The sequence below is a fragment of the Paraburkholderia polaris genome (assembly GCF_012927345.1).
Taxonomy (GTDB): Bacteria; Pseudomonadota; Gammaproteobacteria; order Burkholderiales; family Burkholderiaceae; genus Paraburkholderia; species Paraburkholderia polaris.
In genome coordinates, this window is sequence record NZ_JABBGJ010000022.1 from 19,120 (window position 1) to 31,412 (window position 12,293).

Sequence of the window (12,293 nt, forward strand, 5' to 3'; positions counted from 1 at the left end):
CGGTATCTGACGGCCTTACTGCAGTTCTCGCCAGCGCCAACTGACGCTGGTTTTTCGCGTGGGAGCCACCGCCTGCATGTTTTTTTGGCATGCCGCGGACCTCTTTTCAAGATGGCTCCCCACAAACGGTATATACCGTTTTCCCGACGTCGCTGCTGCCCTAACCAGACAGAGCGCGCGATGTCTTGACTCTGCGAACGAGTGTTACCGCCTGTTCAACTGGCGGGGTTCGCGGATCATGCAACATGGGAGATCTGAATGAACGCCTGGTTATCGTGGCGTCCCGATGAGCGTATCGCGCAAGTTGTGCGTGGTGCGTTGCGTCGCGGGACGCGAATGAGTCATCACCTGTTCAGTATCGTCGGCGGGATCGCCGTCGTGCTGGCACTTACACTGTGGCTGATGCCGGCCTGGCGCGGCCCCCTTGCCGCCAAGCTGATGCCGGTCATTTCGGCCGCTGTGCAAGCCGGTCCCGCCCGTCTGCTGCAGGGCCACCCGCTACCGGCTTTCGGACCGACTGGCGCGTCCTCTGACGACTCGCTGTCCGCGAATTCGACGAGTAGCGACGCCGCTAGCGGCGCGAACAACAACGTCACCGTCAGCAGCAACACCAGCTTCGACGGCGCCTTCGACGGCACCGGCACGTCCGGTATGGGCGTGGCGGCGCTGAACGGCCTCGACCCGCGCACCATGCAGAGTGTCTCCGCGCTGGCTCGGCTGATCCCGGCGCAGCGCGTCTCGGCCGACGCACGCGACGATCGCGTGCTGGTCTCGACACGCGAGCAGGATCTGGTGGCGTCGTACCTCGCGCGTCGCTATCGCGTCGCTCAGGAGCCCGTTAGCGAGCTCGTGAAGGCAGCGTTCGACACTGGGCGCGAAGTCGGTCTCGACCCGCTTCTCCTGCTGTCCGTGATGGCAATCGAATCGGGCTTCAACCCGTACGCCGAGAGCGGCGTGGGCGCGCAGGGCCTGATGCAGGTGATGTCCAAGGTTCACTCGGACAAATTCCAGTATTTCGGCGGTCAGAGCGCTGCGCTCGAACCGGTTGCAAACATCAAGGTGGGTGCGCTGGTGCTGAAGGATTGCATCGCACGCGGCGGTTCGCTGCCGGGCGGCCTGCGTCTCTACGTCGGCTCGACCTCACAGGACGACGGCGGCTACGGCGCCAAGGTGATGGCCGAGCGTGGCCGTCTGCGTGATGTGGCGCGTGGCCGCAAGGTACCGATCAATGCACCGCAGGCTCCGGTTCTGACGGCGTCGAACACGACCACGGCTGCTGCGGCATCGGCTAGCGGCAAGCGCGTGCAGATGACGCTCGATGCAGCTCATCCGCTGAGCGCGGCAACGCCGGTGAAGACGCCGATGTCCGAGCAGGACGACGCCAGCTCCAATGCTCCCAAGCATGTCGCATCGGCTTCGGAGTTGGGCGCCTGAGGTTGGCTTAACTCAGTTCGTCTGGCGCGAGAGCGGCCGGTATAGAAAAGGACACCCTTGGGTGTCCTTTTTCCTTATGTGGCTTGCATTTGCGGCGGCATGGGCGCGGTCGTGAGACGTGTGTCGGGGCATAGCAACCCGTCTTGGCGGGCCCGTTGAGGCGCTCAAGCCATAGTGCCTTATACCTCGCCCCGGTCAGTGCCTCCCGAAGAGCTTCGCTAGTCGCTCGACCGCTTCTTCCAGCTTCGGCAGGGCGGTTGCATACGATAGCCGGATGTAGTCCTTCGGCGCGTGCGTGCCGAAGTCCATGCCCGGCACCAACACCACGCCCGCGTCGTGCAGCATCGCGCTGGTTAGCGCTGCGCTGTCTCCGGCCGCCTGATGCGCGACCGTGCGGCAATCCGCGTACACATAGAACGCGCCGTCAGGCATCACCGGCACGGAGAAACCCAGCGATTCGAGCGCCGGCACAATGAAGTCGCGGCGGCGCTTGAATTCGAGCCGGCGCGCTTCGTAGATTGCGATCGTTTCCGGTTCGAAGCAGGCCAGCGCCGCATGCTGCGCGAGCGCCGACGCGCAGATGAACAGGTTCTGCGCGAGCTTTTCGAACGCGCCGACCATGCCGGGTGGCACCACCAGCCAGCCCAAACGCCAGCCGGTCATGTTGAAGTACTTTGAGAAGCTGTTGACGGTGATCACGTCGTCGCCGAACGAGAGCGCCGAGACAGGCTTGGCGTCGTAGCTCAGGCCCTGGTAGATCTCGTCGACGATCGTAAAGCCGCCACGCGCCCGCACGCTCTTGACGATGCGTTCGAGCTCAGCCGGTTCGATCGACGTGCCGGTCGGGTTCGACGGCGACGCCAGCAACACGCCGCGGGTATGCTCGTTCCAGAGGCGTTCGACGTCGGCGGCGGTCAGCTGAAAGCGTTCGGCCGGCCCGCTTGGCACCATCACCGGTCTGCCTTCTGCCGCGATCACGAAGTGGCGGTTGCACGGGTAGCACGGGTCGGGCATCAGCACTTCGTCGTCGCGATCGACCAGCGCCGCGCAAGCCAGCAGCAGCGCGGCAGACGCGCCGGCGGTGACGACGATCCGCGCCGGATCGACGCTGACGCCGTAGACCTCGGCGTAATGCGCCGAGATCGCCTCGCGCAGCGCGTGCAGGCCGAGCGCATTGGTGTATTGCGTGACACCGCGGCGCAGGGCGCTCGCGGCCGCTTCGATGACCGGCTCGGGTGCGGTGAAATCGGGTTCGCCGATTCCCATGTGGATAATGTCGCGCCCATCGCGTTCGAGCAGCGCGGCTTCCTTGGCCAGTTCCATCACATAGAACGGCTGGATGGCGTCGACGCGGGCAGCAAGCCGCACCAAGGGTTCGGTCACGGGGTTCATACGATCAAATCCAGTTCAGAAGCAAAAGCGGGACGGCGCCTCGCGCTGGGTTCATGCGCGCAGCGGCGTCCTTGCAAGCGGCCGCCAAGATGGGGCTGCATTGTTCAGCTTGGGGTTCAACCGGCCGGCGGATGATCCGCGGCCGGGCGATCCGGTGGCCACCGAAACCAGCGGCTGCGTTCCACCGGCTGGCGTTCCAGCGGCACCGCATTGCACAAGCCGGCGCCCGGCGGGTCAATGTTTAGCGCGAGACGCACGACCAGGTCACGCGCCTACCCTCAATGTTTGCGAGCCGCTTGCGTTTCAGCAGCGCGCAGTTGCGCAGACAGCTTGTCCAGCACGCCGTTCACGTACTTGTAGCCGTCTGCGCCGCCAAACGTCTTGGCGAGTTCGACCGCTTCGTTGATGACCACGCGATAGGGAATGTCGACGTGATTCTTCAACTCGAACGCGGCGACCAGCAGCACGGCGCGTTCGACCGGTGAAAGCTGTTCGATCGGGCGGTCGAGGCACGGTGCGATGTCCGCGGAGAGTGCTTCCGAATCGCGGATCACGCCGTGCAGGATGGCGTCCAGATGCTCGTGGTCGGCCTTGTCGAAGCCTTGCGCGCCGCGCAGCTGCGCGTCGATTTCACCGCCGGGCGAGCCCGACAGCAGCCACTGGTAAAGCCCCTGCGTGGCCAGTTCGCGGGAGCGTCGGCGTGCGCTCTTCATGCCTCTTCCTCTTCTTCGTCTTCTTCTTCGTCGTCACCGCCGAGTTGTTCGAGCGCGACGGCGAGATTTGCCATTTCGACGGCCACGCGCGCCGCGTCACGACCCTTTTCGGTCATGCGCGCGACGGCTTGCTCGTCGTTTTCCGTGGTCAGCACTGCGTTCGCGACCGGAATGCCGAAATCGAGGCCGATACGCGTGATGCCCGCGCCGCTTTCGTTCGACACCAGCTCGAAGTGGTACGTCTCGCCGCGAATCACCGCGCCCAGCGCGATCAGTGCGTCGAATTGCGCGCTTTCGGCAAGCTTTTGCAGCGCCAGCGGGATTTCCAGCGCGCCCGGCACAGTGACCAGCAGCACGTCTTCGCCGGTCACGCCGAGGCGTTCGAGTTCTTCGATGCACGAATCCGCGAGGCCGTTGCAGACGGGTTCGTTAAAACGCGCCTGAACGATGCCGATACGCAGTCCGTCGCCGTCGAGATTCGGTTGGTATTGTCCGATTTCCATGTGAATTCCGTAGTGTTTTGAGTTGGCGCTTAAGCGCGTGAATGGTCGGATCAGCCTTGTTGCGGAGCCAGTGCGGCGCTGCCCGGCATGGGTACGAAGCCGGTGACTTCGAGGCCGTAGCCCGACATGCTGCCCAGCTTGCGCGGGTTCGACAGCACCTGCATCTTGCCGACACCAAGCTCACGCAGGATCTGCGCGCCGATGCCGTACGTCTTGAAGTCGACCGGCCGGCGTTTAAGCGCCTCGGCCTTTTCTTTCGAGTCGAACGCTTTGAACACGTCAACCAGATGATCTTTCGAATCGCCGCAGTTCAGCAGCACGATCACGCCGAGGTCACGCTGGGCGATCTCTTTCATGGCCGCATCCAGCGTCCATGAGTGAGTCGACTTGCCGACTTCGAGGAGATCCAGCATCGACAGCGGCTCGTGCACGCGCACCGGCGTGTCGTGTTCCGGGTCCGGCGTGCCGCGCACCAGTGCGATATGCGGCTGGCCGCTCGGCTGGTCGAGGTACATCACTGCGCGAAACGCGCCGTGCGCGGTTTGCATGGTGCGTTCGCAAATGCGTTCGACGATCGATTCGGTGCGGCTGCGGTAGTGAATCAGATCCGCGATCGTGCCGATCTTCAGATCGTGCTCTTTGGCGAATTCCATCAGGTCCGGCAGGCGCGCCATCGTGCCGTCGTCCTTGATGACTTCGCAGATCACCGCGGCCGGCGTGAGGCCTGCCAGCGCGGTGAAGTCGCAGCCGGCCTCGGTATGGCCGGCGCGCACCAGCACGCCGCCGGGCTGCGCCATGATCGGGAACACATGGCCCGGCTGCACGATGTGCTCGGCCTTGGCGTCCGGCGCGACTGCCGCGGCGATGGTGCGGGCGCGGTCGGCTGCCGAGATGCCCGTGGTCACGCCTTCGGCCGCTTCGATGCTGACGGTGAATGCCGTGCCGTACTGCGTGCCGTTACGATAGGTCATGAGCGGCAGATTCAGCAGCTTGCAGCGTTCCTGCGTGAGCGTCAGGCAGACCAGGCCGCGGCCGTAGCGGGCCATGAAGTTGATCGCTTCCGGTGTGACGAATTCGGCGGCGATCACGAGGTCGCCCTCGTTTTCGCGGTCTTCTTCGTCGACGAGGATCACCATCCGACCTGCTTTCAGTTCGGCAATGATCTCTTGGGTGGAGGCGAGCGTCATGTTGGCGGAGAGTTTTTCGGGAAAGCGCGTATTTTACGCCACGCGCGCCCCGGCGTCGCTCCCGCCGGATGGTATAGGCCGTTTGGCCGACTGGTGTTGCGCCGCCCGGCACCGGTATGCTCGATGAAACGATGGGCGCATGAACGGGTTGAAAGCGGCAAGGCGCCGCCGCCAGCCCATGCGCGGCGGGCTTTGTTGCAGGTTATTTCGGCGCGTTCACCATGCGCTCCACATACCGCGCAATCAGATCGATCTCCAGATTCACTTGCGTGCCTTCGCGCAAGCGCTTAAGCGCGGTCACTTCGACCGTGTGCGGAATCAGGTTGATCGAAAACTCACAGCCATCGTCGCGATCTTTAACCGAGTTGACGGTCAGGCTCACGCCGTTGACAGTGATAGAACCTTTGTAGGCGAGGTAGCGGCCGATCTCGCGCGGCGCCAGCACGCGCAGTTCGTGCGATTCGCCGACCGGCGCAAAATGCGTGACCGTGCCGAGGCCGTCCACGTGGCCGGAAACGATATGGCCGCCGAGCCGGTCATGCGCGCGCAGCGCCTTCTCGAGATTGACCTCGCCGGTCTCGCCTAGGCCCGCCGTGCAATTCAGGCTTTCGCGCGACACGTCGACTTCGAACGAATGCGCGGTTTTTGCCACGACCGTCATGCAGGCGCCCTGGATCGTGATGCTGTCGCCGAGCTGGACGTCTTCGAGATCGAGGCCGCCGGCTTCGACGTTCAGCCGCACGCCCGCGTCACCATCCGTGCCGAGGGGGTTGACTGATTCGATGCGGCCCACTGCCGCGACGATTCCTGTAAACATCGTGCTAATCCTTGATCAATTCGAAGTTGGTTGGGGGGCGGGCTCGGTCCCGGCTTCGGGTGCCGGATGCGGCACGGAACGGGGCACAAAGCGCGCGAGAATCCGCAGATCGTCGCCGATCCGGTCGACCGCGTGGAAATTCAGTTGCATGCGGTCTTCGAGCGTTTCCGGCGCGTTCAGATTGAACATGCTCATCGAGTCCATGCCGAGCAGGCTAGGCGCGAGATAGACCAGCAGCTCGTCGACACAGCCTTCGCGCAGCAGCGAGCCGTTCAGCTTGTAGCCCGCCTCGACGTGCAGTTCGTTCACATTACGCTCGCCGAGCACTTTCAGCATGGCGGGCAGGTCGACCTTGCCCGCCGCGTTTGCCAGTTGCACGATCTCCGCGCCGCGATCGCGCAGCGCGGCGGCGCGTTCGGTATGACGCTCATCAAGATTGCCGCAGAAAATCAGCGTGGGTGCGCCGGCCAGGATCTGGGCTTCGGGCGGCACGTCGAGCTGGCTGTCGATCAGCACGCGTTGCGGCTGGCGCGGCGTGTCGACAGCGCGCACGGTCATGCGCGGATCGTCTTCCCTGACGGTGCCGATGCCCGTCAGGATTGCCGACGCGCGGGCGCGCCACGCGTGACCATCGGCGCGCGCCGCTTCTCCGGTAATCCATTGACTGACGCCCGACGGCAAGCCGGTGCGGCCGTCCAGCGAGGCGGCCACTTTCATGCGGACCCACGGGCGGCCGCGTGTCATGCGCGACACGAAGCCAATGTTCAGTTCGTGCGCTTCGTTGGCGAGCAGCCCGCAACGAACTTCAATGCCGGCGTCGCGCAGCATTGCGAGGCCACGCCCGGAGACTTGAGGATTGGGGTCTTCCATCGCTGCGACCACGCGCTCAACCTGCGCTTCGATCAGCGCATTCGCGCACGGCGGCGTGCGGCCGAAATGGCTGCACGGCTCAAGCGTCACGTAGGCCGTGGCGCCGCGCAGATCATGGCCGCGCGAGCGCGCGTCCTTCAACGCGCGCACTTCGGCATGATCCTGGCCGGCCGGTTGCGTGAAGCCTTCGCCGATCACCTCGCCATTTTTGACGAGTACGCAACCGACGCGCGGATTCGGGTCGGTCGAGTACATGCCGCGCTTGGCCAGCGCGAGCGCGCGCTCCATATGGACGAAATCGGTTTGCGAAAACATCGGTATCCGGTCGGGTACGGTGGCTAGGCAGTATTGAGCTTGGGTCTCGGCGGGTTCAGCGTCTCGCCGGCCTCAGGCCGCGAGGGAGGCGAACGCGCCGCGCGCCGCGTCGATCGTGGCGTCGATGATCGCGTCGTCGTGCACGATTGAAACGAAGCCGGCTTCATACGCCGACGGCGCGAAGTACACGCCCGCGTCGAGCATCTTATGGAAGAACGCATTGAAGCGCGGCACGTCGCTCTTCGTGACTTCGGCGAAGCTGGTCGGAACCGACTCGGTGAAGTACAGGCCGAACATGCCGCCGAGCGAATCGGCCGCGAACGGCACCTTCGCTTCGTGTGCGACATTCGCGAGACCTTGCGCGAGACGCGTGGTGCGGGCGGCGAGCGTGTCGTAGAAGCCTGGCGCCTGGATCAGTTGCAGCGTCTTCAGGCCCGCGGCAACCGCAATCGGATTGCCGGACAACGTGCCCGCCTGGTACACGCCGCCAAGCGGCGCAAGGTGAGCCATGATGTCACGGCGGCCGCCGAAGGCTGCCGCCGGCATGCCGCCGCCGATCACCTTGCCGAGACACGTCAGATCCGGTGTGATGCCGTAGACCTCTTGCGCGCCCCCCAGGGCGACGCGGAAACCGCACATCACCTCGTCGAAAATCAGTACCGCGCCGTACTCGGTACACAGGCGCCGCAAGGCTTGCAGGAATTCCGGCGTGGCGCGCACGAGGTTCATGTTGCCTGCCACCGGCTCGACGATCACCGAGGCGATCTCGTTGCCGAACGCCTTGAACGCTTCTTCGAGCTCCGCGATGTTGTTGTACTCGAGCACCGTGGTGTGCTTGGCGATGTCCGCCGGCACGCCCGCCGAAGTCGGATTGCCGAACGTGAGCAGGCCCGAGCCGGCTTTGACCAGCAGGCTGTCCGCGTGGCCGTGATAGCAGCCTTCGAACTTGACGATGCGGCTGCGGTTCGTGAAGCCGCGCGCGAGACGCAGCGCGCTCATGGTCGCTTCGGTGCCGCTCGAGACCATGCGGACCTGTTCGATCGACGGCACCAGCTTGCAGATTTCTTCTGCGATTTCGATTTCGGATTCGGTCGGCGCGCCGAAGGAGAAGCCGTTGGCCAGCACGCGCTGGACCGCTTCCAGCACTTCCGGGTGCACGTGGCCGAGGATCATCGGGCCCCACGAGCCGATGTAGTCGGTATAGCGTTGTCCGTCCGCGTCCCAGAAGTAGGGGCCTTGCGCGCGCTCGATGAAGCGCGGCGTACCGCCTACCGAACGGAATGCGCGGACCGGCGAGTTCACGCCGCCGGGGATGGTGCGCTGCGCGCGGTCGAAGAGGGTCTGGTTTCTGGACATGGTGAGGGCTGGAATTTGGGTTGCGCAGCGGCGCGGGTGCTGCTTTTTGCGCTCCGCACGGCGCTGGGGGTTGGTGGGGAAATTGTACCGGAGTCAGCGTGAAGGGGTTTTGTGTCTGACTCTGTTGGGGCGGCTGTGTCGTTGCTCAGCCGCCATGCGTGTGTTTCGTTGCCGCCTTTTTCGGCGCTGCCTTCGGCTTCGTCACCACGCGACCTTCCGCCGCGCTTTTTTCTGCCGCTGCCGCATGGGCCGTGACCTTGCTGGAACGCGTGGGTCCCTTTGGTGTGTCGAGCTTTGGCGGTTTGCGCTTGCCCGTGAGTTCGGCCCAGCGCTTTTCCAATGCGCCTTCGGCGATCGGCTTGATGACAGTGCCCGAGCTTTGCGCGTCCCATGTCTGCACCGAAAACGGATGCGTACGCAACGTCTCGCGTGGAATCACGACACCCTCGTGTGCGTCGACCACCCAGTCGTACACGAAGTCGATGCACAACCGGTAACCGCGCTTCGTCGCCGGGTCGGGGACTTCGTATGGCGCGCGCGTTACGTAGCCCGAGCCGAAAATGCCCTTGGGTTCCTGTGCGACACGGTGCAGGAATACGCGGTCGCCCGGCAGGATGCTGCGGGCAAATCCGCAACCCCACACGTCAGCCACCGCTACGCCCGCGGCGACCCGCTTCGCCACGTCGGGTAACTCGGGCCACGGCCATTTCTTGGGGCTCCAGATCAGCAGGAAGGCAGTCATGTCAGGTTTGGAACAGGCAGTGTGAAAGGGTGCAGCGGACAGTTTTGTGTCACGCCCGGAAGCGTTCTGGCGGCAGCTTAACCGATCGGTGGCGCGCCTGTCGCGGCAACTGGGCGGCCGGCCCAGCCAGGCTTGGGCGCGGCGGATGGTTTAACCGTCGCGTACAATTGGGGCCGTCAAGTTGCTGTTTTCCCTGTTTCACCGCGTTTCGCTGCCGATGACGGCGCGGCGCTTCATCTGGATTCCCATGTCTCACGTCACCAGACGCCGGCCCGATGGTCGGCTGATTCTGTTGCTCGGTGCGCTTGCCGCATGCGGGCCGATTTCCATTGATATGTATCTGCCGAGCCTGCCGACCATCGCGCAGGCCTTCGCTATCAGCACCGGCGCCGCACAAACCACGCTGACCAGCTTCATGTTCGGCTTTTCGATCGGCATGCTGCTCTATGGTCCGCTGTCGGACACCTATGGCCGCCGGCCTGTGCTGCTCGGCGGCATCATCATGTATGCGCTGGCGAGCGTGGCATGTGCGCTGTCGTTTTCGATCGGATCGCTGGTGACATTCCGCTTCGTGCAAGCGCTCGGCGCGGGTGCGGCCTCGGTGCTGGCGCGCGCGATCGCTCGCGACGCGCACGGGCCGACCGATGCCGCGCGCGTGCTGTCGATGCTCGCCATCGTCACGTCGATCGGGCCGTTGCTCGCGCCGCTGATCGGCGGTCAGCTGCTGTTGCTCGGTGGCTGGCGTGTCGTTTTTGTCGTGCTGACGCTATTCGGTACGGTGTGCGCGGTAACCGCGTTCCTCAAGGTGCCGGAAACGTGGCCGCCCGAAAAGCGTGCGCATTCGGCGCTGCTGAAATCGTTCGGTGCCTATGGCAAGTTGCTGCGCGATCCGGTCGCGTGGGGGCACATGCTGTGCGGCGGCATGGCGTTCGCGTCGATGTTCGCGTACATCACCGCGACGCCGTTCGTGTACATCGAATATTTCCATGTATCAGCGCAGCATTACGGCTTTCTGTTCGCGTTGAATATTGTTGGCATCATGTTCGGCAACTTCATGAATACGCGCCTCGTCGGCCGGCTCGGTTCGCTGCCGATCATTTCTTTTGCCGCGACCGTGAGTTGCATCGCGTCCCTGTTTGTCTGTCTCGTCTCGCTGACGGGTTGGGGCGGGTTGTGGTCGATCGTCTTCGGTCTGTTCTTCGTGGTCGGAGTCGTCGGGCTCCTGTCCGCTAACTGCACAACCGATCTGATGCATCGCTATCCGTTGAATGCCGGCGCCGCGGCCGCCGTGTTCGGCGCCGTGCAGTTGGCGCTCGGCGCGTTGTCGAGTCTCGCCGTCGGACTCTGGCAGGATGGCTCGCCCAAGGGCATGGGCATCGTCGTGGGCGTCGCGGGCGTGCTGTGTTACGTCGGTCGGATTCTGGTCGTCAAATGGCACGGAATGAAGGCGCCCGTCGCTGCCGTTTGAGACTGCATGTAGCGCTATGAGGCGGGAGTCCGTTGCTAAAGGCGGATCGTTGTTCCTTAGCCGAAACGCGCGGCAAGCTTGCTTCTCCGTTCCGCGCTAACCAACGCGTCTACGGAAAACACCAGGTGTTGCGCGCGCGCGACCGTGCGTTTCAATTGGCATTGCTATGATGGAGTCACTGTTCCTCGGAGCGGCAATCATGGCGATCAGAGATTTGATGAACGGCGAGCGGCAACATGCTGCCTTTGCCGAAGCGCAGAAGCTGGCAGACAGCGGCGCCTATCACGATTACACAGACATCGAATACGTCTTGCGCTTTGATTACGGTTTGTCTGATGTATCGGCGCTGCTCGACAGCCAGTTGATGCATCGCGACCTGAATCGCCGTTGCGCCGATGCGCGTGAGAAGCTGGACGCGCTTAGCGTCTGACGCGTCTGACGCGTCAGACGTGTGAGGCGAGTGGCATGCAGTCTCATGCGCATAGCCATGCGGCGCGAAGGCGTCATTCCCTTTGGAGTTGTATTCATGGCCGCTAGCCAGCACGACCCGCATCTGCCGCACCTGGACAATCCTGCTGCTTTGGCAAAGCCGGGCGGCCATTACAGCCACGTCGCGATCGCGAATGGTTTTGTTTTCGTCTCAGGGCAGTTGCCGATCAATGCACAAGGCGAGAAGCTTGCAGACGCCTCGTTCGAAGTTCAGGCCGAGCAGGTGTTGACCAACGTTCAGGCTGCGCTCGAGGGCGCCGGCAGCAGCATCGCGCAACTGGTGCAGGTGCGCGTCTATATTGCCGACGTCGAACACTGGGCGAGCTTCAACCAGATCTACGCGCGTTGGGCAGGCGATGCACGGCCGGCGCGGGCTGTCGTGCCGGTTCCACACCTGCACTACGGTCTGAAGGTCGAGGTCGAGGCAACCGCGTTGATTTAAGTCGTGGTTGCGGTGCCAAGGAGCCGACTCAGTGAATCACGAGCCCGTTGAACTGTGCATTGCCCACGCCGGACGCGATATTCATGCCGACGTTGCCGCTCACTGCCGCCAGTGAGCCGGCACCGAGTTTTGCGGTGGCGCTGTCAGTCAACTGCGCGACGGTATGCAGATTCTGCTGTGAGGTGATCGCGGCTTGCGGTGTGGTGACGAGGGCGATCTGGTTAGCCTGCGCGTTCAGCGCCCCAGCCGCGAGGTTCACGCCGATGTTGCCGCTTGCACCTCTCAATGCATTCGCCCCCACGGTAGCTGCGGACGCGCCAGCTTTCGCGCTGCCGCCAATGTCTTGCAGATTGGACAGCCTGGCTGAGCCGAACACCTCTGCGCTATCGTCGTCGGACGGCGCCGTTGACGTGCCTGCAAACGCGGACGATACGCCCGTGCTCGCGGCGACCCAAATCAGTGCAACCGACAAAGTGCGGACTTTCATGAGCAACTCCCTGGCTTGTGCTGACGGCACAGATAGTCTCCATATCGACCGGGGGAGCGAGATGTTGAGGGAGGGCTT

General features: G+C 63.9%; 13 protein-coding genes. 4 read left to right on the plus strand and 9 right to left on the minus strand.

The features are described 5' to 3' along the window. Nucleotides 1–258: 258 nt before the first annotated feature. The gene (locus HHL24_RS20735; RefSeq protein WP_169487290.1) at nucleotides 259–1,434 is read left to right on the plus strand and encodes a lytic transglycosylase domain-containing protein; all 1,176 of its coding nucleotides are present in this window, start codon (nucleotides 259–261) and stop codon (nucleotides 1,432–1,434) included. Between the two features lie 195 nt (nucleotides 1,435–1,629). Here HHL24_RS20735 and HHL24_RS20740 read toward each other — a convergent pair whose 3' ends face one another. From HHL24_RS20740 to HHL24_RS20775, 8 genes are all read right to left on the minus strand, one after another. Continuing rightward, nucleotides 1,630–2,826 carry a pyridoxal phosphate-dependent aminotransferase gene (locus HHL24_RS20740; RefSeq protein ID WP_169487291.1) on the minus strand — a complete coding sequence of 399 codons (1,197 nt, stop codon included), beginning with the start codon at nucleotides 2,824–2,826 and terminating at the stop codon, nucleotides 1,630–1,632. A gap of 278 nt (nucleotides 2,827–3,104) precedes the next feature. Beyond that, on the minus strand, nucleotides 3,105–3,539 hold the full coding sequence (gene nusB, locus HHL24_RS20745) for a transcription antitermination factor NusB (RefSeq protein ID WP_169487292.1): 435 nt from the start codon (nucleotides 3,537–3,539) through the stop codon (nucleotides 3,105–3,107). Continuing rightward, nucleotides 3,536–4,042, minus strand: coding sequence for a 6,7-dimethyl-8-ribityllumazine synthase (gene ribH, locus HHL24_RS20750; protein ID WP_006050161.1), 507 nt, complete (start codon nucleotides 4,040–4,042; stop codon nucleotides 3,536–3,538). Before ribH ends, nusB begins: the two co-directional genes overlap by 4 nt. Before the next feature lie 50 nt (nucleotides 4,043–4,092). Beyond that, nucleotides 4,093–5,229, minus strand: coding sequence for a bifunctional 3,4-dihydroxy-2-butanone-4-phosphate synthase/GTP cyclohydrolase II (ribBA, locus tag HHL24_RS20755; protein ID WP_169487293.1), 1,137 nt, complete (start codon nucleotides 5,227–5,229; stop codon nucleotides 4,093–4,095). Between the two features lie 202 nt (nucleotides 5,230–5,431). Beyond that, nucleotides 5,432–6,046, minus strand: a complete 615-nt coding sequence (locus HHL24_RS20760; RefSeq protein WP_169487294.1) for a riboflavin synthase — start codon at nucleotides 6,044–6,046, stop codon at nucleotides 5,432–5,434. Between the two features lie 15 nt (nucleotides 6,047–6,061). Continuing rightward, a complete protein-coding gene (gene ribD, locus HHL24_RS20765; RefSeq protein ID WP_169487295.1) occupies nucleotides 6,062–7,231 on the minus strand; it encodes a bifunctional diaminohydroxyphosphoribosylaminopyrimidine deaminase/5-amino-6-(5-phosphoribosylamino)uracil reductase RibD in 1,170 nt (389 codons plus the stop codon). Between the two features lie 72 nt (nucleotides 7,232–7,303). Continuing rightward, the gene (gene hemL / locus HHL24_RS20770; protein ID WP_169487296.1) at nucleotides 7,304–8,587 is read right to left on the minus strand and encodes a glutamate-1-semialdehyde 2,1-aminomutase; all 1,284 of its coding nucleotides are present in this window, start codon (nucleotides 8,585–8,587) and stop codon (nucleotides 7,304–7,306) included. A gap of 145 nt (nucleotides 8,588–8,732) precedes the next feature. Further along, entirely contained in the window at nucleotides 8,733–9,329 is a 597-nt protein-coding gene (locus HHL24_RS20775; RefSeq protein WP_230417521.1) for a hypothetical protein, read from the minus strand. Nucleotides 9,330–9,576: 247 nt separating this feature from the next. Between HHL24_RS20775 and HHL24_RS20780 the strand changes: the two genes are divergently transcribed. The 3 genes from HHL24_RS20780 (at nucleotide 9,577) to HHL24_RS20790 (ending at nucleotide 11,728) form a co-directional block, all read left to right on the plus strand. Beyond that, the gene (locus tag HHL24_RS20780; protein ID WP_169487297.1) at nucleotides 9,577–10,797 is read left to right on the plus strand and encodes a Bcr/CflA family multidrug efflux MFS transporter; all 1,221 of its coding nucleotides are present in this window, start codon (nucleotides 9,577–9,579) and stop codon (nucleotides 10,795–10,797) included. 199 nt (nucleotides 10,798–10,996) lie between these two features. Next, nucleotides 10,997–11,227: a hypothetical protein gene (locus tag HHL24_RS20785; protein WP_054037416.1), complete on the plus strand. Its 231-nt coding sequence runs from the start codon at nucleotides 10,997–10,999 to the stop codon at nucleotides 11,225–11,227. 96 nt (nucleotides 11,228–11,323) lie between these two features. Further along, nucleotides 11,324–11,728, plus strand: coding sequence for a RidA family protein (locus HHL24_RS20790; RefSeq protein WP_169487298.1), 405 nt, complete (start codon nucleotides 11,324–11,326; stop codon nucleotides 11,726–11,728). 28 nt (nucleotides 11,729–11,756) lie between these two features. Here the strand turns inward: HHL24_RS20790 and HHL24_RS20795 are convergent, their stop codons facing one another. Beyond that, the gene (locus HHL24_RS20795; RefSeq protein ID WP_169487299.1) at nucleotides 11,757–12,215 is read right to left on the minus strand and encodes a hypothetical protein; all 459 of its coding nucleotides are present in this window, start codon (nucleotides 12,213–12,215) and stop codon (nucleotides 11,757–11,759) included. Nucleotides 12,216–12,293 lie beyond the last annotated feature (78 nt).

Coding starts and splice junctions, on each gene's coding strand:
- HHL24_RS20735 (WP_169487290.1), top strand. CDS start 259: ATGAACGCCTGGTTATCGTGGCGTCCCGATGAGCGTATCGCGCAAGTT.
- HHL24_RS20740 (WP_169487291.1), bottom strand. CDS start 2,826: ATGAACCCCGTGACCGAACCCTTGGTGCGGCTTGCTGCCCGCGTCGAC.
- nusB (WP_169487292.1), bottom strand. CDS start 3,539: ATGAAGAGCGCACGCCGACGCTCCCGCGAACTGGCCACGCAGGGGCTT.
- ribH (WP_006050161.1), bottom strand. CDS start 4,042: ATGGAAATCGGACAATACCAACCGAATCTCGACGGCGACGGACTGCGT.
- ribBA (WP_169487293.1), bottom strand. CDS start 5,229: ATGACGCTCGCCTCCACCCAAGAGATCATTGCCGAACTGAAAGCAGGT.
- HHL24_RS20760 (WP_169487294.1), bottom strand. CDS start 6,046: ATGTTTACAGGAATCGTCGCGGCAGTGGGCCGCATCGAATCAGTCAAC.
- ribD (WP_169487295.1), bottom strand. CDS start 7,231: ATGTTTTCGCAAACCGATTTCGTCCATATGGAGCGCGCGCTCGCGCTG.
- hemL (WP_169487296.1), bottom strand. CDS start 8,587: ATGTCCAGAAACCAGACCCTCTTCGACCGCGCGCAGCGCACCATCCCC.
- HHL24_RS20775 (WP_230417521.1), bottom strand. CDS start 9,329: ATGACTGCCTTCCTGCTGATCTGGAGCCCCAAGAAATGGCCGTGGCCC.
- HHL24_RS20780 (WP_169487297.1), top strand. CDS start 9,577: ATGTCTCACGTCACCAGACGCCGGCCCGATGGTCGGCTGATTCTGTTG.
- HHL24_RS20785 (WP_054037416.1), top strand. CDS start 10,997: ATGGCGATCAGAGATTTGATGAACGGCGAGCGGCAACATGCTGCCTTT.
- HHL24_RS20790 (WP_169487298.1), top strand. CDS start 11,324: ATGGCCGCTAGCCAGCACGACCCGCATCTGCCGCACCTGGACAATCCT.
- HHL24_RS20795 (WP_169487299.1), bottom strand. CDS start 12,215: ATGAAAGTCCGCACTTTGTCGGTTGCACTGATTTGGGTCGCCGCGAGC.